At 37.6% G+C, this 26839-nt stretch carries 23 protein-coding genes; 11 read left to right on the top strand and 12 right to left on the bottom strand.

Features of this window, described 5'->3' with window-relative positions; genetic code table 11:
• Positions 1–6: 6 nt before the first annotated feature.
• The 4 genes from ACF3OC_RS00760 to ACF3OC_RS00745 all read right to left on the bottom strand — a co-directional run bounded on the left by ACF3OC_RS00760 (position 7) and on the right by ACF3OC_RS00745 (position 3121).
• Complete coding sequence (locus ACF3OC_RS00760; RefSeq protein WP_094257579.1) at positions 7–480, bottom strand: DUF4293 domain-containing protein; 474 nt, start codon at positions 478–480, stop codon at positions 7–9.
• 100 nt (positions 481–580) lie between these two features.
• Positions 581–1036, bottom strand: a complete 456-nt coding sequence (locus tag ACF3OC_RS00755) for a sensor histidine kinase (RefSeq protein WP_392470674.1) — start codon at positions 1034–1036, stop codon at positions 581–583.
• A 63-nt stretch (positions 1037–1099) separates the two neighbouring features.
• Complete coding sequence (locus tag ACF3OC_RS00750; protein ID WP_392470671.1) at positions 1100–2581, bottom strand: hypothetical protein; 1482 nt, start codon at positions 2579–2581, stop codon at positions 1100–1102.
• 81 nt (positions 2582–2662) lie between these two features.
• Positions 2663–3121, bottom strand: coding sequence for a hypothetical protein (locus ACF3OC_RS00745; protein ID WP_094257577.1), 459 nt, complete (start codon positions 3119–3121; stop codon positions 2663–2665).
• Between the two features lie 196 nt (positions 3122–3317).
• Between ACF3OC_RS00745 and truA the strand changes: the two genes are divergently transcribed.
• Positions 3318–4076: a tRNA pseudouridine(38-40) synthase TruA gene (gene truA, locus ACF3OC_RS00740; RefSeq protein WP_094257576.1), complete on the top strand. Its 759-nt coding sequence runs from the start codon at positions 3318–3320 to the stop codon at positions 4074–4076.
• A gap of 10 nt (positions 4077–4086) precedes the next feature.
• Positions 4087–5850, top strand: a complete 1764-nt coding sequence (locus tag ACF3OC_RS00735; RefSeq protein WP_094257575.1) for an ABC transporter ATP-binding protein — start codon at positions 4087–4089, stop codon at positions 5848–5850.
• Between the two features lie 68 nt (positions 5851–5918).
• On the opposite strand, the gene ACF3OC_RS00730 is transcribed toward ACF3OC_RS00735, so the two are convergent.
• Positions 5919–8045: a M3 family metallopeptidase gene (locus ACF3OC_RS00730; RefSeq protein ID WP_392470669.1), complete on the bottom strand. Its 2127-nt coding sequence runs from the start codon at positions 8043–8045 to the stop codon at positions 5919–5921.
• A 159-nt stretch (positions 8046–8204) separates the two neighbouring features.
• On the opposite strand from ACF3OC_RS00730, the gene ACF3OC_RS00725 reads away from it, so the two are divergent.
• The 6 genes from ACF3OC_RS00725 (at position 8205) to ACF3OC_RS00700 (ending at position 14480) form a co-directional block, all read left to right on the top strand.
• On the top strand, positions 8205–9293 hold the full coding sequence (locus ACF3OC_RS00725) for a DUF4407 domain-containing protein (protein ID WP_094280975.1): 1089 nt from the start codon (positions 8205–8207) through the stop codon (positions 9291–9293).
• Positions 9294–9405: 112 nt separating this feature from the next.
• On the top strand, positions 9406–10581 hold the full coding sequence (locus tag ACF3OC_RS00720) for a P1 family peptidase (protein WP_094280974.1): 1176 nt from the start codon (positions 9406–9408) through the stop codon (positions 10579–10581).
• Positions 10550–11662 carry a serine hydrolase gene (locus ACF3OC_RS00715; protein ID WP_094280973.1) on the top strand — a complete coding sequence of 371 codons (1113 nt, stop codon included), beginning with the start codon at positions 10550–10552 and terminating at the stop codon, positions 11660–11662. Before ACF3OC_RS00720 ends, ACF3OC_RS00715 begins: the two co-directional genes overlap by 32 nt.
• 12 nt (positions 11663–11674) lie before the next feature.
• Entirely contained in the window at positions 11675–12427 is a 753-nt protein-coding gene (locus ACF3OC_RS00710; RefSeq protein WP_094280972.1) for an aspartate/glutamate racemase family protein, read from the top strand.
• 78 nt (positions 12428–12505) lie between these two features.
• Complete coding sequence (locus tag ACF3OC_RS00705) at positions 12506–12979, top strand: ecotin family protein (RefSeq protein ID WP_256962541.1); 474 nt, start codon at positions 12506–12508, stop codon at positions 12977–12979.
• A 91-nt stretch (positions 12980–13070) separates the two neighbouring features.
• Complete coding sequence (locus ACF3OC_RS00700; RefSeq protein WP_094280970.1) at positions 13071–14480, top strand: aldehyde dehydrogenase family protein; 1410 nt, start codon at positions 13071–13073, stop codon at positions 14478–14480.
• Here the strand turns inward: ACF3OC_RS00700 and ACF3OC_RS00695 are convergent.
• Positions 14477–14833, bottom strand: a complete 357-nt coding sequence (locus ACF3OC_RS00695; RefSeq protein ID WP_392470667.1) for a Rieske (2Fe-2S) protein — start codon at positions 14831–14833, stop codon at positions 14477–14479. The genes ACF3OC_RS00700 and ACF3OC_RS00695 overlap by 4 nt on opposite strands.
• A 102-nt stretch (positions 14834–14935) precedes the next feature.
• Complete coding sequence (gene typA, locus ACF3OC_RS00690) at positions 14936–16741, bottom strand: translational GTPase TypA (RefSeq protein ID WP_094280968.1); 1806 nt, start codon at positions 16739–16741, stop codon at positions 14936–14938.
• A 375-nt stretch (positions 16742–17116) separates the two neighbouring features.
• Here typA and ACF3OC_RS00685 point away from each other — a divergent pair, with 375 nt between their 5' ends.
• Positions 17117–18076, top strand: a complete 960-nt coding sequence (locus ACF3OC_RS00685) for a hypothetical protein (protein WP_094280967.1) — start codon at positions 17117–17119, stop codon at positions 18074–18076.
• 84 nt (positions 18077–18160) lie between these two features.
• Here ACF3OC_RS00685 and kbl read toward each other — a convergent pair whose 3' ends face one another.
• Together kbl and ACF3OC_RS00675 are read right to left on the bottom strand one after the other, a co-directional pair.
• Positions 18161–19351, bottom strand: coding sequence for a glycine C-acetyltransferase (kbl, locus tag ACF3OC_RS00680; RefSeq protein WP_094257564.1), 1191 nt, complete (start codon positions 19349–19351; stop codon positions 18161–18163).
• 146 nt (positions 19352–19497) lie between these two features.
• Positions 19498–19911, bottom strand: a complete 414-nt coding sequence (locus ACF3OC_RS00675) for a DUF2147 domain-containing protein (protein WP_094257731.1) — start codon at positions 19909–19911, stop codon at positions 19498–19500.
• Between the two features lie 151 nt (positions 19912–20062).
• Here ACF3OC_RS00675 and ACF3OC_RS00670 point away from each other — a divergent pair, with 151 nt between their 5' ends.
• Positions 20063–20410 (top strand): phage holin family protein, encoded by a 348-nt coding sequence (locus ACF3OC_RS00670; protein ID WP_094257563.1) that lies wholly within the window; start codon positions 20063–20065, stop codon positions 20408–20410.
• Between the two features lie 149 nt (positions 20411–20559).
• Here the strand turns inward: ACF3OC_RS00670 and ACF3OC_RS00665 are convergent, their stop codons facing one another.
• From ACF3OC_RS00665 to ACF3OC_RS00655, 3 genes are all read right to left on the bottom strand, one after another.
• The gene (locus ACF3OC_RS00665) at positions 20560–21915 is read right to left on the bottom strand and encodes a PepSY domain-containing protein (RefSeq protein WP_094280966.1); all 1356 of its coding nucleotides are present in this window, start codon (positions 21913–21915) and stop codon (positions 20560–20562) included.
• A gap of 77 nt (positions 21916–21992) precedes the next feature.
• Positions 21993–23348 (bottom strand): hypothetical protein, encoded by a 1356-nt coding sequence (locus ACF3OC_RS00660; protein WP_094280965.1) that lies wholly within the window; start codon positions 23346–23348, stop codon positions 21993–21995.
• Between the two features lie 21 nt (positions 23349–23369).
• Entirely contained in the window at positions 23370–25793 is a 2424-nt protein-coding gene (locus ACF3OC_RS00655; RefSeq protein ID WP_094280964.1) for a TonB-dependent receptor plug domain-containing protein, read from the bottom strand.
• An 89-nt stretch (positions 25794–25882) separates the two neighbouring features.
• On the opposite strand from ACF3OC_RS00655, the gene ACF3OC_RS00650 reads away from it, so the two are divergent.
• Entirely contained in the window at positions 25883–26827 is a 945-nt protein-coding gene (locus ACF3OC_RS00650; protein ID WP_094280963.1) for a helix-turn-helix transcriptional regulator, read from the top strand.
• Positions 26828–26839: the final 12 nt, after the last annotated feature.

Below are 26839 nucleotides of genomic sequence, written 5' to 3'. Positions count from 1 at the left end.
ATTAAATTAACGAAGCCTATCGGCAGATTTAATTAATTTATTATCATTTCTGATTCCACGGATGGCGAATGATAAACATAGAATAGATACTGGTAGCAGGAAGAATCCTATTCCAATATTATTTGCACCAATATGTTGATTGATCAAATCCAAGATATTATTTGCGGTAATAAACATCCAAACGGCGAACAAACAGATTAAGATGACCTGAACCAGGATCATATTCAATTGGAGTTTACGGTTCTTATACAGGAATATGATAAAGATTGGGATCAATGCAAGAATGACCGTTGCAATGGTCATCAATAAAAATCCTGTTTCTTTCGTTGCTACATTGTTTGCTGAGGAATAAACGCCAGTAACATAAATATTTTTTCCTAAGCCAACCAAATCGATGTATCCTACAAAGGGGAACATAAATAGTGCGAACAAAACTAGGCTGGAAAGCAGTAACCAAACGGTTTGAATACGTTGTATCATATTTATAGATATTTATATCGCAAATATAATACAAACAACTTAAATAGGATTTGGTTTCTGACCGGTATAATTGACCAAAAGTGGAATAATTCAATGAATTTTATACAAAAAGTTCAATTTCCACGCTGGTCCCTTTTCCTACTTCCGAATTGATATCCAATTTACCATGCAGGTAATTTACGCGGAGATTGACATTTTTCAATCCAACGCCTGCCTTTGAATTCGCCTTTAAAAGATTAGTTTGAAATCCAACCCCATCGTCTTCTACAGTAATAAAAACAACTTTATCCTCCATGCTGCATTGTACCAAGATATGTTTGGCCTCTGAATGTTTAATGGAATTATACAATAGTTCCTGGATAATCCTATAGATATGGGTTTGATTTTCAAGTGAAAGGGATTCGAATGTACCGTAAAGCTGAAGTTCTATTTTGGTATGGAGGTTTTGAAGGCTTTTACAAAGATCACTCAACGATACTTCAAGACCAAATCGGCGTAAGGATTCAGGCATCAGGTTATGGGAAATCCTACGCATTTCTGTGATTGCGTAATCCATATCATGAAGCACTGAGTCAACTTTATGGTTGGGGTTTGAAAGTTGCAAGTCCAATACTTTGTATTAAATAGATGCCAGGATACTTCCTAGTCCATCGTGGAGATCCCTTGAAAGCCGATTTCTTTCCTTCTCTTCACCTTGCAACATGGCATCCAGGGACATTAATTTCTGTTTATGCTTTTCCTCCAGGAGTTTTTGATTGTTGTTAATCTCCTGTTGTTGTAACAATCGTTTATTCTTTTGATGGTTTTTAAACAGGAAATACCCTAATAAAATCAATAACAACGCGATTAAGGCTGATATTATTCGAGCATTTTTGATATCACTTTCTGCTTTTTCACGTTCGGCTTTAAGATGATGGATTTCAGATTCCTTTTCCAAACTTTGATATTTGACCTCATAATCCATAATTGACTCCCGAATTCTTCGGCTATACATGGTATCCTGAAGAGTTTCCTTTTTCCGCACCCATTCCATCGCTTTTTTATAATCTTTCAGACCTTCATAAATCTTTACATAGGCTATCGCAACATTTAAACTGTCTTGAAAAAAAGCATTTTTTAAACTCAGTTGTTTTTCAACTTTACTCTGCAAATCCACAAAAGCGGATTTGTAATCCCCTTTAGCAATATTAATGAGGACCTTTTGATAAAGAATGGAACTAATAACACGTAAATTGGTGACATTTTCAATTTTTAAAAACTCAAGGGCCTTATCTAAATGGATTAATGCGATATCGTATTTCTTTAAAAAGCGGAAGTTTATGGCATGAACCAAATGGTAATCACTCATAGGGAGCATTCCATTATGTTTCTTAAAGAATCTTTCGAAATCCGCAATCAGTTCCTTTGCTTTTTCATGCTCATCCATGGCATGAAGTGAAAGAATCAGGAGTTTATAATCCTCCAAAAGCATAAAAGGATCATATTTTCCTTTTTTCAGAAGACTAATGGATTCAATCAAATATCGATTTGCCTCCACATATTGCACATTATTCCAAAAATTCAGGCCTATTTTATAAAGGATATTCCCTGTAACCACATTATCATCAGTTTGGCGGGCCGTAGGTAGAGCGCGATTAATCAGGATATCCAACATTTTGACATGTTTATCCTCCCATTGGTAGGCTGAGGCTAGATTATTTAGGGTTCGTGCTTGTAAAATCTTTGCTTGAGGGGTATCAAATTTCTCAAATTCTGAATCGGCCTCTTCAAATAATTTGATTGCTTTGGGAATATCATAATCCATAAAGAACATTCCAGCATACATTTTTCCCATTCCTAAGAAAATTGGGTTATCAGTTTTTATGGAGAGAGCTTGGTTAAGGTATTGATGGGCCTTGGTAGAATCTGAAAATGAACAATAAAAGGACAGTTCATAAATGGAAATAATCTTTTGTTCTAGCCCTATATTAGTTTTTATTAATGATTCAAGGCTATCAATATCATGTTGATAGGGAATTTTAGGAATTACCTTGGCCGAGGCAGTGGCATAGCCAACACACAAAAGCATAAGCAATTGAAATACTTTTCCCCAAGCATTCATAGGTAAAACAATCTACAGGTTTCATTAAATAGAAATAGGCAGTGAAAATCACTGCCTATGCATGATACGTATAAAGATAAACTATTTTTCTATTTTAATTGCTATTCCATCATCTTCAATTGCTTGAACAGTTTCATCTGTAATTTTGGGGGTAGTTTTCTTTAATGCTTCGAAAAGGTCTTCTGAGTCACCATTGAACATTACTGTTAAGGAGGACCCTGCAGCATTGTACTTCATTTTCACCTCACTAACTTTTTTGTTGGTCTCCAAACCAGTTGAAATCTTCTTCAAATCTGCCAGATTCACGCCTTCAATCAATACCGTGAATACAGCGGCATCTCCCGCTTTTTCGCCTTTCTTGCCTAGGAGATTTCCTAATTTCCCTCCAATTCTACCTGCTTTTTCAGAGGTATTATCCACCTTATTGGAGGTGTTCTCTACTTTATTTAATGCTCTATCAATTTTATCCAAAAACCCTTGAGCAGAAACGGCATAGTTACCGCCTAGAAATAGTGCTAGTATAATTAATATCTTTTTCATAACCAATGAATTAAGTGTATATCAAAGTTAGAGGATCAGGGCTTCGGAATATATACCTAGATCGGTGGTTATTTTTGTACAAATTTTCAAGTACAAGGGAATCATCTAAAACAGGTAATTCTGTAGTAGTGATATTTTTTACCTGATCCTTACTAAATACAATAGGAGCTAATATGATATTATTTACCTTTGCAAAGTGGAAGAACAAATACCGAAATACTTTTTGGAAATAGCCTATAATGGAACTGCCTACCATGGTTGGCAGATTCAGGACAATGCCGTTTCTGTTCAGGAGAAATTAAATGATGCATTAGCAATTTTGCTTCGTGAGCCTGTGGAAACCGTTGGGGCCGGACGTACCGATACTGGGGTGCATGCGAAAAAGTTGTTTGTGCATTTTTCAAGTTCTGCCAAGGTTTTGGAGAATTCGGATCGCTTTGTTCATTCCTTGAATGCCCTGATGCCTTTTGATATTTCGGCGAAAAGGTTAATTCCTGTCGGTCCGGAGGCACACGCACGATTTGATGCTACGGATCGGAGTTATGAGTACCATGTCCACTTCCATAAAGATCCATTCTTACATAATTTTTCATGGCTATTACGTGATAAACCAGATGTGGAAAAAATGAACATTGCGGCTTTAGAATTGTTAGGTAGGCAAGATTTTTCTTGTTTCAGCAAATCTAACACGCAAGTATTCAGCAATTTTTGCGATATTAAACGGGCAGAATGGATTTGGGAAGGTGATAAGTTGGTTTTCCATATTTCAGCAGATCGTTTTCTTCGGAATATGGTTCGCGCAATTGTTGGGACCTTGATGGAAATTGGCCTAGGCAAGAAACCTATAGAACATATAAAAGGGGTAATTCAAAGTATGGACCGCTCAAAAGCTGGAACCTCAGTTCCTGCATGTGGGCTTTACCTAACGGAGGTTATTTATCCATATATTGATTAATAATTAGATTTTGGAAAAAGATAAGATTTCTGGGAATGCATATGACAGTAAATTATTAGGGCGATTAGCAAAATATATCCGTCCTTATAAAACTGTTTTTTGGATTTCTGTCATACTCACTATTTTATTAGCTGCCGTTGCGCCAGCGCTTCCCTTATTGGTAGAATATACCTTGGACCATTATATCCTTTCTGGAAATGGTGAAGGACTTACAGGGATGCTGTTTTTGATGTTTGCCCTCCTGATCGGACAAACCATTATCCGTTATTTTCATACCCTGATGACCAATACTCTGGGACAATCAGTAATCCGCGATATCCGGATTCAGGTTTTCAACCATATCACCAATCTTCGGTTGAAATACTTTGATAATACCCCTATCGGTCGATTAATTACCCGGACTATCTCCGACTTGGAAACGATTGCAAACATCTTTTCGGAAGGTTTAATCCAGATTATTGGAGACCTTTTGCAACTGGTGGTGATTCTAGGGGTTATGTTCTATACCGATTGGAAATTGACTCTGGTGGTCTTGGTGCCCATGCCATTGATGATTGCAGCGACCTATATCTTTAAGGAAGCCATGAAATCAGCCTTTCAAAGTGTGCGGCTTTGGGTTTCCAATTTAAACACCTTCCTACAGGAGCATATTTCAGGCATGAATGTGATCCAATATTTTGCCCGAGAGGACCAAGAGATGCGGAAGTTTAAAGCTATCAATGCGGAACACCGGAATGCGCATATTCGTGCGAACTGGTATTTCTCCATATTCTTTCCTGTCTTAGAAATTATCGTTGCCATAGCGACCGGTTTATTGGTTTGGTATGGATCTAAACAAATCCTTGCGGATGTAATATCTCCCGGTGTGGTCGTGGCATTTATCATGTATATCAACATGATTTTTAGACCTATCCGAGAATTGATTGATAAGTTCAACACCCTTCAAATGGGGATGGTATCGGCAGAGCGTATTTTTGATGTTTTGGATACTGATGAATTCACGCCAAATGAAGGAAAGTATAAACCAGAAAATGTTAAAGGGGAAATTACCTTTAAGAATGTATGGTTTGCCTATAATGATGAAAAGTGGGTTTTAAAAGATGTGAGCTTCCATGTTGAACAAGGGGAAACATTAGCTCTGGTAGGCGCCACTGGAGCAGGAAAATCATCCATCATCAATATATTAAGCCGCTTTTACGAGATACAAAAGGGAGAAATCCTACTTGATGGAGTAAATATCAAGGAATATGATCTAACCTTTCTGCGTCAGACGATTGCTACTGTTTTACAAGATGTATTCTTGTTTTCGGATAGTGTATTGCACAATATCAATCTTCATAATCCGAATATTAGTTTTGAATCCATTGAGGATGCTGCTAAAAAGGTTGGAGCTTATGACTTTATCATGCGTCTTCCAGGTAATTTCAATTATCAGGTTCAGGAGCGTGGATCTACCTTATCAGCAGGACAAGCCCAATTGATCTCCTTCATTCGCGCTTTGGTGCATGATCCTAAGATTTTGATTCTGGATGAGGCCACATCATCGATAGATACTGAAACAGAAGAGTTGATTCAAAATGCCATCGAAAACCTGATGGACGGAAGAACATCCATTGTGATTGCCCACAGACTATCAACTATTCAGAAAGCAGATAAAATAATCGTCTTAGACAAGGGTGAAATCAAAGAAATTGGGACACACCATGAATTACTTGAACTGGAAGGTTATTACAGGAAGTTATATGATCTACAGTTTAATTCTGCAGGAATATAAATAGGCTTCAAGTTGAAAGTCCTTATAAACAAAAAAGCTCGCAAGTTATTGCGAGCTTTTTTGTTGTATTAGTTCAATCCTCTTTTCTTCATCAAATGGATTGGATCTGGATCTGTTCCGCGGAATTTGCGGTACATTTCAGCAGGGTTTCCGGTTCCACCTTTTTCAAGGATGTTATTACGGAATGACGCCGCTGTATTTTGATCGTAAAGACCTTTTTCTTTAAATGCTGCGAAAGCATCCGAATCCAATACTTCTGACCAGATATAGCTATAATATCCAGCAGAGTATCCACCACTGAAAATATGTTGGAAATACGTACTTCTATAACGAGGGATAATCGCGTCGATTAATCCGATTTTACCCATTGCTGCTTTCTCAAAATCATTCGCTTTCACTTTGATAGGGGAAGTAGCGCTGTGGTAGTTCATGTCTAACATAGATGCTGCCAAGTATTCCACTGTAGCAAAACCTTGATCGAAGGTACCTGCTTTTTGCATTTTTTCGATTAATGCATCAGGGATAGCTTCTTTAGTTTGATAATGTTTTGCATAAGTTTTCAATACCTCAGGATCTGCTGCCCAGTTCTCCATAATTTGAGAAGGAAGTTCAACGAAGTCACGAGGAACAGATGTTCCAGCTAAGCTTCTATATTTAACATTTGAGAACAAGCCATGTAAAGCATGTCCGAATTCATGGAATAAGGTAGTAGCCTCATCAAAAGTTAATAATGCCGGGTTATCACCTACTGGTTTTGTGAAATTACAAACAATAGAGATTACTGGAGCAATACGTTTACCGTTTTGACGGCTTTGAGAGCGGTATGAAGTCATCCAAGCACCTGAACGTTTAGATTCACGTGGGAAGAAATCTGCGTATAATAAACCTAAATGAGAACCATCCTTATCACGTACTTCATATACTTCCACTTCTGGATGATAAACAGGAACGTTATTTAAAGCCACAAATGAAATACCCCATAATTTATTGGCAGTAGCAAATGCACCTTCGCGAACATCTGTTAAGCTGAAATAAGGTTTAATTTCCTCTTCATTCAATGCAAAACGTTTTTGACGAATTTTCTCTTGGTAATATCTCCAGTCGTAAGGAGCTACCGTAAATGTATCTTTTGCTGCATCAATTTCTTTTTGGATATCCGCTGCTTCGACTTTAGCTTTTGCTAAAGCTGGCGTCCAGATCTTGTTCAACAATGCATTTACATTTACAGGATTTTCAGCCATAGACTCCTCTAACACATAAGCTGCATGTGAAGAATAGCCTAATAATTTAGCTTTTTCCAAACGTAGGTTAGCGATTTTTACTAAGATTTCCTTGGTGTCACTATCATTGTCGTTATTCCCTTTCAATTGATAGGCTTCCCAAATTTTCTTACGCAATTCACGGTTATCCGCATATTGAAGGAATGGCATCACCGATGGATTCTGAAGCGTAAATAACCATTTACCTTCTTTACCCTTTTCTTTCGCTGCTGCAGCCGCTGCCGCTTTTAATTCTTTTGGCAATCCCGCTAGGTCTTCTTCTTTGTCAACAACCAATTCAAATGCATTGGTTTCTGCCAATAGATTTTGACCAAACTGAGTGGATAATACTGAAAGCTCAGAATTGATTTTCTTCAATTTCTCTTTATCCTCGTCTTTCAGATTTGCTCCTGAACGAACAAATCCTTTGTATGTTTCTTCTAATAATTTTTGATCTTCAGCATCCAATCCTGCATTTGCTCTTGCATCATAAACAGTTTTCACACGTTTGAAAAGCTCAGGGTTCATATTGATCTCATCTCTATGAGCGGACAATACTGGCGCCAGTTCCTTTGCAATTGCTTGGATGGAATCGTTGGTATTTGCACTGTTCAAGTTGTTGAAAACAGTAGCAACCCGAGTTAACAGTTGTCCTGCATTTTCTAATGCAAGGATTGTGTTTGCGAAATTTGCAGGTTCATCGATTTTTAAAATAGAATCAATTTCCGCATTGTGTACTTTTAATGCTTCTTTATAAGCAGGTCTGAAGTGTTCATCTTTGATAAGATCAAATGGTGGAACTTCAAAGTTAGTTTCGTACTTGGCTAATAATGGATTTTTCAAATCTACAGCTTCCTCTTTTTTAGTTTCGTTGTTACACCCTACTAACAAGCTGGCAATCACCAAGCAGTAAGGTAAAAACCCTTTTTTATTCATTCTCTTCTAGTTTGTTTCAATTTTTGTGCAAAGGTACTAATCTTTTGATTAAGTATACCATTGTTTATATCTCACAAACTACTAAGAATTTATATTTTTTTCCTTATTTAGATGTAACAAAACTAAATCCTTTGCGTCTAATAACTAAAGCATTAACATATGAAAGAATTCTTTTTCTGGTGCGCTGGGGTTCATAAGGAAACCTTAAACCGTTTCCCTGAGGAGCAGAATAAATATATAAGCATTGGTGCAACCATTTTTTTCACTGGCCTATTTGCTGCCTTAGCGGGTGGATATGCCTTATATTTTGTATTTAGTGGTAGCTCATTTGCCCTATTCTTTGCATTAATATTTGGTATCATCTGGGGATTGGCGATTTTTAATCTGGACCGCTATATAGTATTGAGTATTGACAAAAGCCGTAGTGGCTGGATGCAACTCCTACAGGCTTTGCCGCGGATTCTACTAGCCATCCTAATAGGTTTGATTATTTCAAGACCCTTGGAGTTAAAAATCTTCGATAAAGAAATCAGAGAACACCTTCGGGCTGAATATCTTGTCCAACAAAAGGCCAAGATTGACACACTAAACAAGACCTTTGAGAACAAATATCGCGTAGAATACAGCCAATTGAAGGCCTTGACTATACATGCGGATTCTTTGGAATCTAGTATCAAAACCTCAAGACAACAATTAAATCATGAAATCTTTGGGACAAAAACCGATGAGACTTCCGGAGTGATGGGTTATGGTCCATATGCAAAGATGAAGGAGGAAAACCTCAATAAACAACAAGCTTATTTGGATAGTTTAAGGGGTAGATTGCAGGCCAAAGAGTCGGAACTATTACAGCGAAAAACCGCCGAAGGGTTAATGGATCAACGAATACTATCCGATAAATCCTTGGATAGCGCAGTCAATGTTGCTGGATTTGCTGACCGTAATGCCGCCTTGAGCAATTTGCACAAGAAGCCAGACGGTACAATCAATAAATCAACAGAAAATGCGGTTATTTTTATCGCCTTGTTATTTATTTTCTTTGAGTGCCTTCCAGTATTTGTCAAGTTGATGAGTGGCCGAGATGCTTATGATAATGCCATCAAAAATCAAAAGCAAATCCATAATTATGAATCCGATACGGGAGTCAATGTAGAAAAAACAGCCATTGATAAAATCGATGATTATCGGGTGGAGGCTTCTATCAAAAGACGAATGGATAATCTCCAAAAAGAATTTGCGGAAGAATAAAGCGCCTGTCTAAAGATTTCAGTATACTTGCCATTCAATAATCTTCACCTGCTTCTACAAGCGTGGATACATTTATTGACCTATGAATTAGTACAAAAAAATCTAAATCAACATGAGCAAGCGTTATATGTTATTAGCCCTAGGGTTAATTTCGATTATTCAACTAAGCCAAGCACAAGAAAAAAGAGGTCGTATTCGGGACTTCGGAATTCAAATCGGTATTCTTCCAACGGGAAATAACAATGCAATTACAGATGTTGCCGGTGTCACCGTAGGGCAAAAAACAATTATTAAAGGTGACTCTGTTCGTACTGGAGTTACAGCCATCATACCCCACCAAGGAAATATCTTTCAACAAAAAGTCCCTGCAGCAGTTTTTGTGGGGAATGGATTTGGCAAGATGATGGGTATCTCTCAAATTAAGGAACTCGGAAATATTGAAACCCCAATTTTACTGACCAATACCCTGAATGCTCCAAAGGTAGCCAATGGCTTAATTGACTATATGCTTTCCTTGCCTGGCAATGAAAACGTTAGATCAGTAAACTCGGTCGTTGGAGAAACCAACGATGGTGGGTTGAATGATATTCGCGGGCGTCATGTGGAGGCTGCTGATGTTTTGGAAGCAATCAAAAATGCTCATTCAGGAAAAGTCGAGGAAGGAAATGTGGGAGCAGGTACTGGGACTGAATGTTTAGGATTTAAAGGCGGAATAGGCACCGCATCGAGAAAAATTCCTGCTTCTCGCGGTGGTTATACAGTCGGTGTATTGGTGCAAACCAATTTTGGCGGAGTCCTAAATATCAATGGAGCTCCTGTTGGTCGTGAACTGCACAATTATTACATGCAGGAGCCTAAAGAAGCTCATAAGGTGGATGGATCTTGTATGATCGTTATTGCCACGGATGCCCCTCTTTCTGCTCGTAATCTCGAAAGACTTGCAAAACGATCGTATATAGCTTTTGGAAATGTTGGTTCTTTCTCCTCAAATGGAAGTGGTGATTATTCTATCGCATTCTCCACCAACCCTGCTAATTTAATTCCGCATGAAAGCAAAGACATCGAATTAGCAACTAACGAAGTGGGTAATGATTATATGTCACCTCTTTTCATGGCTGTTTGGGAAGCAACCGAAGAAGCTATTCTAAACTCCATGTTTATGGCTGAGGATATGAAAGGCATTAAAGGACGGACCGTAAAGGCAATTCCAATCAAAGAAACTCTAAATATATTAAAGAAATACAAGGCTCTAGATTATGATAAACTTCCGAAAGCTGTTAAAAACTAAAATTAAAACTGCTTTTGTTGTTTGTTTCTTCTTGATCCCTCTGACTCACTTGAGTGCACAGGACAAGAAAATAGCCATTCAACAAATAGCAGAGAAAAATGAAATTCCTGCAATTCAGTTGAACTACCAAAAGAAAGGGAAGGGCCATTTATATTCTTACGGATTAAAAAAGGTTGACCAACAGGATTCAATCGATAAAAACACGGTTTTCCAAGCAGCTTCCTTGACCAAGGTTGTTGCGGCTTATACTTTCCTAAGATTAATGGATCAAGGCTTAATTGAATTGGATAAACCTCTTTGGCACTATTATCAGTACGACCGATTAGCGAATCACCCATTCAAGGAAAAGATAACAGCTCGAATGGTATTGACCCATCGCACTGGACTATTAAACTGGGAAGGCGATGTTCCTTCTGAAGAATGGCGAAAGACCGCTCTTACCTCGCAATTTGAACCCGGAACTGATTACATGTATTCTGGTGAAGGCTTTTACTTCCTCCAAGAGACTATGGAGCATATCAGTGGAAAGTCTTTTCAGCAATTGGTAGAGGAGGAAGTTTTAACTCCTTTTAAAATGAGCAATTCCGCAATAGTTTGGCATGATGATTTAGCTGCAAACGCTGCATTCGGACATTTGGAAAACGGGAATGCTCGAAAATTAGGTATGTATCGAAAAAGCAATGCTGCCTATACGCTCTATACAACAGCTGAAGATTACAGCAAGTTTATCAGTAAATACATCTTCGATGGCTTCGGCTTAAAGAAAAAAACACATAAACTCGCCTTGAGCAAACTATCTGAAGCCAAAAAATCTGATGGAATTAGCCCTGATGATCAGTACGTACCATGTGCTTTGGGCATGCGGCTGCAAATCAACGAAGTCGGTTCTGCTTATTGGCATACCGGTTCCAACCCCGGCTTCCGATGTTTCTTTTTGGCCTATCCGAAATCAAAAGAATTATTAGTCGCGTTTACCAATTCCGACAATGGTTTTAAGACCATTCCTGATTTATTGGCGTTATTTTTGAATAATAAACAGACATTCTGGATGTATAAATGGCGCCAGGGTGAGTTAGACTAAAAGGATATAGATATGATTGGAATTGTCGGCGGCGTAGGCCCTCTAGCAGGCGTAGACGTCCTAAAAAAAATAATTGAAGAAACGAATGCACGCAGAGATCAAGATCACTTACCGGTATTATTGTCTTCGCAATCACATAGAATTCCTGATCGAACTGAATACCTGTTAGGGAAAGAACCGGTAAACCCTGGGATTGCTATTTCTGAAATTGCATTGGAACTTGAAAAAGCAGGAGCAACTGTTGTGGGAATCCCCTGCAACACAGCTCATTCACCAAGGATATTTGAGGTGATCCAGGAAGAATTGGAAAAACATAATTCAAATATACAATTACTGCATATGGTGGATGAAACTGCTAAGTTCATTCAAGAACATTCTCCTAATGCAGCCGTGGGAGTATTGTCTACCATTGGAACCCGGAATACAGGCCTATATAAGCAGGTTATCGAAGCCCATAATTTAAAATGTATCGAGCCTAACGATGAATTGCAGAATAAGGTGCATGCGTCCATTTATGATGAAACTTATGGAATCAAAGCATTTTCATCACCCGTAACAAACCGTGCGCATGATCAATTGGTAGCCGCAATCCAGGAATTGAAAGGCCAAGGTGCTCAAGTGATTATTCTAGGATGTACGGAATTACCCCTTGCATTAAGGGAAAAGTCATATTATGGACTACCAGTTTTTGACCCTAATCGCATACTAGCTAGAGCTTTAATAAATGCAATAAATCCCTCAAAACTTAACCCTGTAGCGGATTAGGCGCATGCTTCGTATTATGTAGACATAATAAAAATGAAAAACATGAAACAAAGCAAACTATCTGCTCTTTTAATTTTAATGCTAGGATTATTTTTAATGCCACAAGCATCAAAAGCACAAGAAATGCTAATGAAAGTCAATACCGACATTTTCCCGAAACCTGAAAAAGGATTTAAGAAAATGGTAATCGAAGTACCTTACTCTGATTCGGACAAAAATAAAAAGATTGAATTTACAGTAGGAAAAATGATGGAGGTAGATGGCTGTAACCATTATGGTCTTCAAGGAACAATTGAGACAAAAGATCTTGAAGGTTGGGGATATAATTATTATGTCTTCAATTCAAATGGCGAAGTCATTTCAACTCAAATGGCATGTCCTGATGCGCCGAAGAGAAATCTTTTTGTGTCAGCACAACCGAATCTAGTACCATACAATGGTAAAATGCCAATTGTAATCTATATTCCTGTGGAATTTGATGTACAATTCAAGATATATACTAGTAATGATGAAGTTTTCCGCGCACTAGAAGACAAGTCTAGTAACAAGTAATTTCACATTCCTTATAACAGTTAAAAACCCAGACATGAATATGACCTGGGTTTTTATTTTATTACTTATTTTTATTGTTTAGGCAATTTCTATGGCATACACGACTATTTCAGAAATAGATAAAATTTATCAGGCACAACTCAAAAACAAATCTGCAATAAAACACAGTACCGCAGACAAAAGGGTCGCTTGGATAAAAAGTCTTTTAGCAGCGATCAATAAAGAGGAGAAATCTATTGAACAAGCGCTATATCAGGATTTCCATAAATCTGGAATAGAAACTGCCATTACTGAAGTCCTTGCCGTTCAATTGGAATTGAAACATATTTCCAAAAATCTAAGAAGCTGGATGAAGGACAGATCGGTAGGTAGGTCTATGATGATGCCTAATGTCAATGCCTATCTTCATTATGAGCCCAAGGGCAATGTCATGATCATTACCCCATGGAATTACCCCTTTCAACTCCCATTGGTTCATTTGGCCGCTTGTATTGCAGCTGGAAATACTGCCATCCTCAAACTCTCCGAATTCTCCCCGCACAGCAACAAGGTAATTAAGAAAATCATCAAGAATTTATTCCCAACTGACCATATTGCAGTTGTTGAAGGCGCTGTAGAAGAAACGACGCATTTATTGAACTTAAGGTTTGACCATATTCATTTTACTGGATCCCCTAAAGTTGGAAAAATCGTTATGGAGGCCGCCAGTAAAAACCTTACGGATATTACACTTGAGTTAGGAGGTAAATCTCCCGCAGTAATTGATAAAAATGTCAACCTCAAACAGGTTGTAAAGAATCTCATTTGGGCGAAATTTATCAATGCCGGGCAGACTTGTATCGCGCCGGATTATATCCTTGCACATCGACACCAAAAGCAACAAATTGAGGAATTATTTAGAAGAGAATTGGAAGAGGCTTTTGGAACAGACGCATTGAATTCGCCAGATTACGCAAGGATTATCAATGATAAACAGTTTGAGCGCTTGAATGATAGCCTGGAATCTGCAAAACAATTAGGCGCAACAATTATCGCCGGAGGAAAGACTGACGCTAAACTTAAGTTTATAGCTCCTACAGTCGTTACTAACATCGCTTTGAACAATTCCCTCATGACTGATGAAATCTTCGGTCCTATCCTTCCTATTGTCTATTACGGACAAATACAGGAGGCCATTGACTTTATCAATGCGAAGGAAAAGCCATTAGCCTTATATGTGTTCAGTAAAGATTCAAACTTCAATAAACATGTTATCCGTCATACGAGTGCGGGATCGACATGTATCAATGATGCCGTCATCCAAATTATGCAACCCAACCTACCATTTGGTGGAGTCAATAATTCCGGAATAGGGCAATCCACAGGGAGATATGGTTTTAAGGCTTTTTCTCATGAAAGAGCAGTGGCCGATGTCAAACTATTCCCGGTATCTTCCATGTTCTGGTATCCCTATACGGAGAAGACCAATAAGATGTTGCAGTGGATTAGGCGATTATTTTAACCGAAAATCTTGTTCCAAAGGCTTTTCTTAATCCCCACATAAAATTCACCATTTTCCTTTTTTAAAGGATAAATCCGAATAAAGTTATGCTGTGGTTCATCTCCTTTTCCAGTTTCAATATTGAACTTATGGCGATGAAAGGGGCAAACTAACTTTCCACCCTCACACCATCCATTTGTTAAATCCGCGCCTGCATGCGGACAACGACTTGAGGTAACCGATAGAACATCCCCCTCCCTGATCAAACAGAGCTTTTTCCCAGCCACATGCAAAGCCTTGACATAATTCCGGCTCTCATCTATTCTTGTTGGCACTTTATGCCATTCTAAATCGTCATTTTCAAAATTATCCATCCCTATGAACATTGATTTATAAAGGCAAGTTAACAAATGAACACAACAAAAAAGAGGCGAACCTGTTGGTTCGCCTCTGATATTTTATGTAATTGCTAAATTCTAAACGAATCTCTTAGCATTTACTTTACGCTCATTTTCTGTTAGATAAATCTTACGCAAACGGATACTTTGTGGAGTAACCTCGATGTATTCGTCAGCTTGGATATATTCCATACATTCTTCCAAAGAGAATTTAATTGCTGGAGCAATACGTGTATTATCATCAGAACCTGATGCACGCATGTTTGTCAATTGCTTTCCTTTAGTTACGTTGATAGTTAAATCATTATCACGGATGTGCTCTCCTAGAACCTGTCCTTCATAAATCTCAACTCCTGGATCAACGAAGAAACGACCACGATCTTGTAATTTATCAATTGAATAAGCTGTTGTAGAACCTGTATCTAAAGAAATCAATACACCTGCCATACGTCCAGGGATTGTACCTTTCCAAGGCTCATAACCTTTCAAACGGTGCGCCATTACAGCTTCACCAGCTGTAGCTGTCAATACGTTATTACGTAATCCGATAATACCACGTGAAGGAATTGAGAACTCTAGGTGTTGCATTTCACCTTTAGTTTCCATAATCAATAACTCACCTTTACGTTGAGTAACTAATTCAATTACTTTACCAGATACTTCTGCAGGAACATCAACTACCAATTCCTCGATAGGCTCATGTTTCTGACCATTGATTTCTTTAACGATTACTTGTGGTTGTCCTACTTGTAACTCATAACCTTCACGACGCATCGTTTCGATCAATACGGACAAGTGAAGAATACCACGACCATATACTAACCATGCATCAGGTGAATCCGTAGGAACAACGCGTAATGCTAAGTTCTTTTCTAATTCTTTCTGAAGACGGTCATAAATGTGACGAGAAGTCACGAATTTACCTTCTTTACCAAAGAATGGAGAGTTATTGATGGTAAACAACATGTTCATTGTTGGCTCATCAATGTGCATAACTTCCAATTGCTCTGGATTTTCAAAATCAGCAATGGTATCACCAATTTCAAATCCATCGATTCCCACAACCGCAACAATATCACCTGCGTGAACTTCTGAAACTTTCACACGGCCTAGTCCTTCAAATAATTGAAGTTCTTTAACACGTGATTTTACAACTTTACCATCACGTTTTACCAATGATACGGGTTGGTTTTCTTTAATAGTCCCTCTAACAACACGACCAATCGCGATACGACCAACGAATGTAGAGTAATCTAATGAAGTAACCTGCATCTGTAAAGTACCTTCCGATACTTTCGGCTCAGGGATATGTTTGATGATTGCTTCTAATAACTCAGTGAAGTCAGTGGTTGGTTTAGTCCAATCTGTTGACATCCATCCTTGTTTTGAAGAACCATATAATACTGGGAAGTCTAATTGTTCTTCTGTAGCACCTAAGCTGAAGAATAAGTCGAATACATTCTCGTATACTTCTTCTGGGCGACAGTTTTCTTTGTCTACTTTATTTACAACAACAATAGGTTTGATACCTAATGCCAAAGCCTTACCTGTAACAAATCTTGTTTGAGGCATAGGACCTTCAAATGCATCTACTAATAGAACAACACCGTCAGCCATTTTCAATACACGCTCAACCTCACCACCGAAATCGGCGTGACCTGGAGTATCAATAATGTTGATCTTGGTGTCCTTATATTTTACAGATACGTTTTTCGATACGATTGTAATACCACGCTCACGCTCCAAGTCATTGTTATCCAGAATTAATTCTCCTGAATTCTCATTGTCCCTGAATTGATTGGTGAAGTGTAAAATCTTGTCAACTAGGGTAGTTTTACCGTGGTCAACGTGCGCGATAATCGCTATGTTTCTGATATTCTGCATTGAGCAATAATGTGTTATAAAAATAAAGAGGTGCAAAGATATACAATTTGCACCTCATTTCTTACTAATTCCTATTAATATTTTATTAGCATGTCGTTTATTTATGATTAATTCTCAAAGACTTGACTCTAAATCTGGCAATAAATTAGCCCCACAAAGGATTCCTTCAAACCAAATTTTACCCTAATTCAATCCTCATACTCCAATATTTTGAACTAATCAAACCTCATTTTTTGACAACGTAACGACAAAAAGAGTAAAAGTAAAACCTTATCAATCAAATATTTTTTCCGTATTACGGTTTTTTGTGGGCTAAAACCTATTATTTATCGATAAATAAGAATTATTTTTGCTCCACTATTAAGCCATATTAACATGAAATTTTTAAATTTATCTATCGCAGGCATTGCTATGCTTATGCTCTTCAGTTGCTCAAAAAGCGACTCCAACGTTGAACCAAGCCCTTCAGACAAATTGCACACCGTGAAATTTACTGTGGATGGTTTCACCCAATCGTACAAACCCATTGATACAAAATCTGCAACAACAACCAGCACCGCATCAAGCCCAATTAATGAAATCCTATATGTCCTGTTGGATAAGGATCAATTACCTATTGACACTTTAAAAAGACCGGTTTCAGGAAATTCCAGCAGCATCAATCTGAAACTTCTAAATGGTAATTATACACTAAGAGCAATTGGATATAATAATTTGAATACCCATACAATATATACTAAATACCAATCAGTTTATACAAGTTTTATTGGTCAAGATATTTTTAAAATTAAGGATTATTATATCAGCGATGTCTTTACTTTGAACACTGAATTTCAGGTTTCTAAGGACTCTACCTATAAAAGTCAAACGCTAAAAAGAATTTCTTCAAAATTAGAACTCAACATCTTAGATAAAATTCCTGAACAAGCAGCATATATCGAAATCTCAACAATTTCAAACAGTAGTTTTTTCGGTTCTGACAAAGATCTAAAGGATTTGATTACTCCCCGATATAATACAAACTATATTAGCAATGTAATTGACATTAGCTCATTGGCTTCCTTAACAAACCAAACAATTTCATCCAATATTCTAACAAACGGTCAAACTTATTCTTCTCCTATTGAAGCAACCACACCTGTAAAAATCAATGTTCTGAATAGTACGGGTGCTGTTATCCTTAGTAAAGAAATTTTGAATGTAAAATTGATGCCAAATACGATTACCAGGCTATCAGGTAAGCTTTTTGAAGATTTGAATAGCGAAAAGAAAGGAAACTTTGCTGTAACTATCAATCAAAACTTCAATACGAATATTATTACGCAAACTTTCTAAGTCAATAATTTAGCTTAAAAAAGCTAAACACAAAAAAAGGTGCTATTCATTTTGAATAGCACCTTCTTTCTAATATTATGAGGCTTATTTTATTACCCCTAGCTCCTTACCAACTTTCGTAAAAGCAGCAATAGCTTTATCTAAATGATCTTTTTCATGTCCTGCTGAGATCTGAACACGGATACGCGCCTTTCCTTGAGGAACAACTGGATAATAGAATCCAATGACATAAATACCTTCATCCAACATCTTCGAAGCAAACTCTTGTGCTAATTTAGCATCATAAAGCATAACTGGAACAATTGGGTGAAATCCCGGTTTAATATCAAATCCTGCTTCAGTCATTTTATCACGGAAGTATTTTGTATTATCTTCCAATTTATCACGAAGCTCAGTAGTTTCGCTCAACATATCCAACACCGCAACCGAAGCACCTGCAATCGCCGGAGCTAAAGTATTGGAGAATAAATATGGACGAGAACGTTGGCGAAGCATATCGATAATTTCCTTACGACCTGAAGTAAAACCTCCTGATGCACCACCTAATGCCTTACCCAAGGTTCCAGTGATAATATCCACACGGTCGATTACATTGAACAATTCGTGAGTACCACGACCTGTTTTACCAATAAAACCAGAACAGTGCGACTCATCAATCATCACCAATGCTTCGTATTTATCCGCTAAATCACAGATTTTATCCAATGGAGCAACTGATCCATCCATTGAAAATGCGCCATCAGTAACAATAATTCTATGACGAGCACCTGAAGCTGCTTTCAACTGCGCTTCTAAGTCTTCCATATCACAGTTCTTATAACGGAAACGTTGTGCCTTACACAAACGAACACCATCGATAATCGAAGCGTGGTTCAGCTCATCAGAGATAATCGCATCCTCAGCACCTAACAATGGCTCAAATACACCACCATTCGCATCAAATGCCGCAGCATATAAAATAGTATCTTCTGTACCTAAGAATTTCGAAATCTTAGCTTCCAATTCTTTGTGGACATCTTGAGTACCACAAATAAAACGAACTGAGGACATCCCATAGCCATGGCTATCAATAGCCGCTTTCGCCGCTGCAACAACTTTCGGATGTGAAGACAATCCTAAATAGTTGTTTGCACAGAAGTTTATAACTTCCTGTCCAGTACTAATTTTAATATCTGCTCCTTGTGGAGTTACAATAATGCGTTCTTCTTTGTATAATCCTGCATCCTTAATTTCTGCAAGTTCCTTTTCAAGAGCTGGTTTTAAAGTTTTATACATAGTATTTCAATTAATCCGCATAAAGATAACCTTTTTTTATCTCTCCTAATTACGAAAACGATTGTTCAAAATATATGCACTCATGAAACCCAACACAATAGCCCTAAAAAAGAAGAAGGAATCATTTCTGATTCCTTCCTTTTTCTCTATTTAATCCTTTTCCAAGACTCTGTACGGCCGATTAAACTTATTCCGATGTAGCCCCGAATATCTAGCTGATCATTCCCTTTCAAGGTCATTTTACAGCTGTAGGTCTTTCCGGACTTAGGGTCATAAATCTCGCCATCAACATAAGTCTTGCTGTCCTTACGGAAATTGGTCAGGATTTCTAATCCTTGAATATTCCGAGACCGCAACTTTGGATCTGGATTTTTGACATCTTTTTTCGCGGCATCCTTAATCCAATAAAGCTTGCCGTAAAACTTATCATTCTTTTTGTAAATCTCAATTCTGCCCTCTCCGCTCGGGTTTTCCCATTTCCCTAAAATCGGATCATTATTCTGAGCAAATAATGTTATTGTAAATAATAAGGCACAGAATGTTGCAACTAGTTGTCTCATAACCTTCATGTTTAAAATTGTTGGTTGAATATACATATATTTTTCTATGTTAGCATAATAATATTTTTGTTACCCCTAAAATTAACGTCCTTTAAACCGCTTTATTGGCATTAATTTTGAACCATTTTAGTACACACAAATAATTTAAGTTATGAGGTTCATTATTAGTCTCTTAGTCACAGGTTTAGTCGTTGCAATCGCGTCCTGGATCATTCCTGGTGTAACTGTAGCTGGTTTCGGATGGGCTATCCTAACGGGTTTGGTTATTGGCTTGGTAAATGCAATTGTAGGTGGAATTCTACGTTTATTTACTTTCCCATTAAATTGGTTAACATTTGGTCTTGTATCATTTATCATCACCGTGTTGATGATTATGTTATCCGATAAAATCATGGGATCAAAATTTGATGTAGCAGGATTTTGGCCAGCTTTCTTCTTTGCCATTATTGTTGCTGTTATTGAAATGATAATCGGCCGTATGGGAAGCGATAACAAATAAAAACTCAAAAAACCACTATTTTAAAACAAACAGAACGCCTAGCTTATTTGCTGGGCATTCTTGTTTTATCCAAACCCTAGGTCAATTTCCATTAAAAAAGGGCTTGACCATCACAGCCAAACCCCATAGTATAAAGAGAAATTTTAATCCTATTTTGATTTTTTCTTCATTTTATTGATCCAAATCATTACTCCTGTAACAGGCAATGATGTCGCAATTAAACAAGAAATGAAATATAGCAGTTTCGTAAATGGTCCATAGATATCACCAATATGCAAAGCCTTGATCGAAGCTGAAGCTCTTTCATTAAATGGCTTCTCACGAAACACATCTCTTTCCAACACTTCACCACTATATTGATCTAATACTAATTTATCCCCAGCAGATGGTGCAAAAAATCCCACTCTATTCTTACTGATCGATACTGTTCCGACACTATCTTTCGCAAAATTGATCGTAACATCTCCATCATAAGGAAGGATTTTATTCACCGCCAAGATCGTTTCCTCAATATTCAAAGCTTTCTTTCCATCAGCAGGAATATTGGATAATACCGGAGCCTTTTCCTCTTTTGCTGCATCTGGAGACTTGTAGGTTCCCCAGGTCTTTTGCCACCCGGCACGGTACCAGTCAAAGGACCAGAAAGGACCAGTTACCGCCATAAAGAACAAAATAATACAGCTGTAAAAACCTAGCGTATTATGTAAATCATGGTTCACGCGTTTCCAATTCGCATTCCAACGAATATTTAAACCATTCTTCCATGATCTCAACTTATTCGGAAACCAGATTACAATCCCAGTTATTACACCTAACAAAAACAATAAGGTAGCCGTCCCTGTAATCCAAGATCCCAATTTCCTGTTTTCAACCCCTTCAAAAATGGGTTCTTCAATTTCATTTAACAACAACCAACGGTGCAAGCTAAACATCTTACCCATAAACTCTGCTGTCTTAGTCTTCACATCACTTGGATCACCAATGATTTGTCCAGTATATGGATTCACGGCCAATTGATTTGCTCTTGGTCCACGACCGCCTCCAGGTCCTCCAGGTCCCGCTTTCGCAGCTGCTGGAGCAGCAGGTTTCCCTTCTGCAGTTTCTTTCTTCTCGGATTTTCCTTGCTCACCTTGAGCTGGCCCAGCTTTCTCAGCCTTAGCATTCTCAGCTCCTTTGCCTTCCCCTTCTTTTTCTTTCTTATTGTACATGAACATGGTCGTTGCATTCTCCGCAAACGGAACCTTAACACCTACAATCTTGCCTTTTACATCTGGCTCTACCAACGCCAAAAGCTCATCAGCATTTTTCTTAGTTCCTTCGACTTTCACCTTACTAAACTCTGGCATTGCCAAAGCCCTAATCTCAGTGTTATAGGTATAGATTGTCCCTGTTATACAAACAATGAAGACCACAATTCCTGAAATCAACCCTCCCCATAAATGGATGTCGTTGAACAGTTTCCTCACCTTCATCCATGTTGTTGATTTTCTTACTTTTTTACTCATTTCTCTCTTTGTACTATTTAATGAAAAAATCAGGTGAGCAATTTAATGCACACCTGAATTGATAAATTATTGATCTGTTAATAAATACCTATGTATTGATTTCCAGTTTTATTGACAAGCTTCGCCCCAACAGACATCGCTCCAGTTTTTCTATTGAAAACATAAATGTTTCCATCTTTACCCACTGCTGCAACAGCAATAAATACATCATCCCCTTCTAAAGCAATATTTTGAATCTGACGGAATTTTAATTCTGACTCACCTGGTATATCATATTTCTTGGCAGTATTATTTTTCAAGTCAACTCTAGCGATATATCCACCATTACCAGCAACATTGTAAACTACATAGCCAATGCCATCACCAACATATTTCCAAGTCTCAATGTAAGAATCCTTAACACCTAAAGCTTGATCTAGGCTAAATGAATATGAAGCATCATAATCATTGGTAGAACTGTTAATTCTTAAGATTTTTGAACCCCCAGTTCCTGCTGCCTCACCAGAGGTTGCCTGATAAACATGACCATCCGTACCAACATATTGCATCGTACTACGGTAGCCATTTGTATTACCTCTAGTTTTATTTGAAGTGATAACTTTTGGATTAGATAAAGATGGGTAATCCAATACTAATGTTTTTGCCCAGCTTTTTTCTCCAGCTCTGTCTGTTGCCCAAGTTGGTTTACCATCTGTTCCTAACGTAAATTGTTTCGTATTATCTTTGCTAACTGCAGCGCCAATAAATACTTTATTACCTGCTTTATTGATCACTGGTACATCAATACGGCTAAAATAATAACCAGCAGCAATCTCTTCTGCTGTCAATTTTAAATCAAACTGACTCGTCTCTGTAATTCTAGGATTATTTAAATCCAAAGAAATTACATCAATAGCCGAAGATCTTTCCTTATAAACAAAATTCGGAGCAGTACCCGTGTAAACAACATCATTACCTGCCGCTTTAACTGCTACTCCAACACCTTCTGCCGCTTTTAACCAACGTGGTGAAGTACTCACGTATGTCGCCGTTTCAACTTCTGGTCCATCAGCAGTAAATTCCTTTCCTCCGCGAACTCTATATTTATTGAAAATACCACCATCATCACCAGTATATTGAATGTTATACAAAAACTTACCGTCCGCAGACGCTTGTAAACGTGCTGTTCTTGATGACTTAACGTGCAGGCCTTGATCAAAAACATTTACTGAAAAACTTGGGTTCTTCGCATCTTCTGGTTTCATACTGAAAACCATAGTCCCAGCATTACCATCACCTGGTTCTGCATCCATTAATGCCCCCGAAACTGTAATCCAACGGATGTTATCTTCTACTTCAACTTCAGGTCCTGAATTATCTTTTGAACAACTTGAAAAAGTTATGTTTGATGCAATTGCTGCAAGTACAGCAAATTTTAAGAGATTCGATTTCATATGATTTTTATTTGAGAGTAATTATATTTTGTTAATTGAGTAATTCAGTTTTAAATAAAACCCACGTCCTGGCTTTTGAACCGCAAAATTGTCGTAGATCTCAGCATTAAAAATATTCTTGACATCCAGTGCCACAATTATCTTCTTGCTAGGGAAAACATAACTCATACCCAGATTCTGTGCATACTGCGAAGGAGTAATAAAATTATCCGACTCTGGCCATACCGTGCTGAATGGCGCCACGTAGCCAATATTATAGAAGAGGTTTAATTGTGATGATTTTTGAATTAGATTATCCAAACGATAATGGATATTTCCATTCATGGTGTAAAATGGTTCGTTCGGAATCTGCTTATTGTAATAGGTCATCTTTTGACCTGTTGTCGCATCAAACTCTTGCTTAAACAAGGAGTTGAATTTTGAAAAGTTAAACATCAAACTCAACTTATCTTTATAGCCATAGCTGAATTCTCCTTCAAAACCCAAGGATTGTGATTTACCTAAGTTTACAAACTGCGTCAACTCTATTTCTTGACTGTTTATCAATTCATTCGCCCTTGGCATGATTCTATCTTTTGTATTACGCCAAAAAACATTGGTCCCTAATACAAATTTGTTATCCCCAAATTCAAATGTCCCTAACCGAAATCCAGCATTATAATTATCACTGACTTCAGGTAGCAAAACTGAGTTTGATAAAACATTATCTTCAGGACTACCAAAAATCTCATTGTCTGATGGCATTCGAACAGCCTTTTCAGCAGAGGTCAAAAGAATAAACTGGTTAAATAATTTATAAGATACCGCCAAGCCATATCCTGAATTAAACCTGTTATCACGGATTTCGTCTTTCACGATTACAGTCTGCCCATTTTCTATTTCACCCTTATATTTGATGTCACCCAACGATTGCTGGTAAATCTTATAGAATAGATTCGTCGTTAATTTATTATTGAAAGTCTGGGCTTCATAATTAAAGGAAAATACGCTCTTAGATAAATCATTTGAACTATTAACCCCTGAATTACCGTCCTTGATCAATAGGTTTTTATCCTTACGATCAACCGTATAAAACACATGGTTTACAGATAATCTATGTCCCGAGAAAATATCATAGCTAAGATTGGAACGGATATTTGTCACCTGACGATTAATATCTGTCAAAGAAGGTTTCCCTTGTTGCGCCCCACCACTACGTTTAACTGGATTCCCTTTAAAATCTATACGGATCTGGCCATCCCAGTTATACGCCCATGGGATCGTATCCACGATGTTGGTATTACGGAAACTATGTACTGCATTTAAATTTAACCTCAAACCCGGTACAAATAAATCCTTCTTATTATAGGTCAAGCTTAATACATTCGCGCTAGCATCTGAGGTTCTGCCCATATAAGGAGTCCCCATCGTCTGGCCATGTTGAATTTCTTTATGTGAATCTGAAATATTATACCCTAAGAAAAAGACATCCGCCCATTTTACATCGGTAAAACCAAATTCAAAACGACCAGAAATTGCTTTATAACCATCAAAAAAACGCTTTGTCCGGAAGTTACGTTGAACGACTCCATCTGGCATGATGTATTTTGAAAATTTTCCCCAAATCTCATAGTCATTATCCGAGTTTAAGAAACTACCCGAAACCCGAGCGGTAAATCCATTCTTGGAGTTTCTATATAATCCACTCACATCCGATTGGGTTGTATTGAAAGAACCGTATGAAACCGATGCCGATAAATTATTGGTAGATGTCCCTTTTTTAAGAACAATATTGATAGCTCCACCCAATAAATCTCCACTTAAATGCGCTGGAAGAACACCCTTATAAACCTCAACGCGCTCAATCATAGCTGGAGGAATATTATTTAGATTAAAGGAAGAACCATAGGTAGAAATCTCAATCCCATCAATAAAAATCCCTACAGAACGACCTGTCATCCCATTTAGGTTATATTGTACCTCTGATCCTAATCCGCCACTCTGACGAACCCGAACTCCAACTGTACGATCTAATAACTCATTTGTTTGGATATTACGAGTGGATGCTTCCTTTGTCTCAATCACATTAACCGCAAAACCTTTGGTCTCTATCTCGCGTTTGACTGAGTTCCCTTGTACTCGAACCTCGTCCAAACTGATGTCTCCACGTGGATCAATATGAATATGTAAATCATAACTCTCCTTTTTAACATCCAGGGGAAGTCTTTTGGGTTTGATTTCAATAGAGGTTACTAAAATCGTTTGCTTCCCATAGGGTACAGCCTCTAACTTATAGAAGCCATTATGGTCTGAAACACTTGCTATTTGAGTCCCTTCAATTCGGACTGTTGCCTGAGCAACCGCAGTGCCATCTACTAAATGAACCTTACCCGTAATAGTAGAAGTCTGCCCATAAACGATTGTACAGAGGATTAAAAATAAATTGGTAAGGTAAAAATTTTTCATTATTCCAGAATAATATACTAACTTCGAATTTCTTTAGAACAAGTCTAAATAAATACTGCTGCAAATGTAGAATTATTCTAAATAGCAAAATGACGCAATCGGAAAAAAAAGCTACGCAATCGGAAAAATTATCAGAACCCAACAACAGTATGTCAGCCAATATGCTGGAACTGGGAACTCTTATGTATTTTACGGTCTTGAAAGGACGCCAAAGATTCAACTTTATTTCCCCTATTGAAGGCTATTTAAATCTATTAATCCTCGATGACTCAGCAAACTGTACTATTCAAATTCAACAAGAAAGCTATCTCCTCAATGCGGGTGACAACTTGTTAATTCATTTGAACAAGGCTGATTTATTCGATCTCAAAAGCATCTGTCTAGACAATCGCATCCTTTTGATGCTGATCCCCAGCGATAAACTGCTCGCTTTTCATGATAAATACATCGCAGACAAAAGCCGATTTCAACATGGTCTTTTGACAAAAGCAGATGCAAGAATCGACCTTTCTCTTCAACAGATCTTTGATCTCTATGAAGCTGATTCTTATATCAACCAATTGAAAATTCAGTCCCTCCTCCTGGAGATTATTATCCATCAGGTGGAAAGTCTATATGTTGAAAATGAAAACAAAGAAATCATCGTCAATAAAAACCATTATGACAAAATTCAGATGGCCAAGAAATTAATCGATGAGGATCTTTCAAAAAACCATACTATTTCAGACTTAGCGAAGGCGGTAGGAACCAACGAACAGTATTTAAAGAAACATTTCAAGCAATTCTATGGTAAAACCATCATGAATTACATCACTGAAATGAAAATGGAGCATGCTAAAAAGCTTATTTTAATGGGAAAACACCGCATCTCCGATGTGGCTCGAATGACAGGTTATAAACATTCAACCCATTTTACAACCGCTTTTAAAAAGTATTTCGGAATCATCCCTAATTCTTTACGCTATACCTTTTTGGTCGCTCACGAAGGAGTTCAAGCCTTGCCGGAAATCCTAAATAATATTCATTTATTTTAAAACTCTTTATCC

Source organism: Sphingobacterium cellulitidis (genome assembly GCF_043187465.1).
GTDB classification, from domain to species: Bacteria; Bacteroidota; Bacteroidia; order Sphingobacteriales; family Sphingobacteriaceae; genus Sphingobacterium; species Sphingobacterium cellulitidis.
The sequence above is the reverse complement of the archived record's forward strand: the minus strand, read 5'-3'. Positions and strand labels throughout refer to the sequence as shown.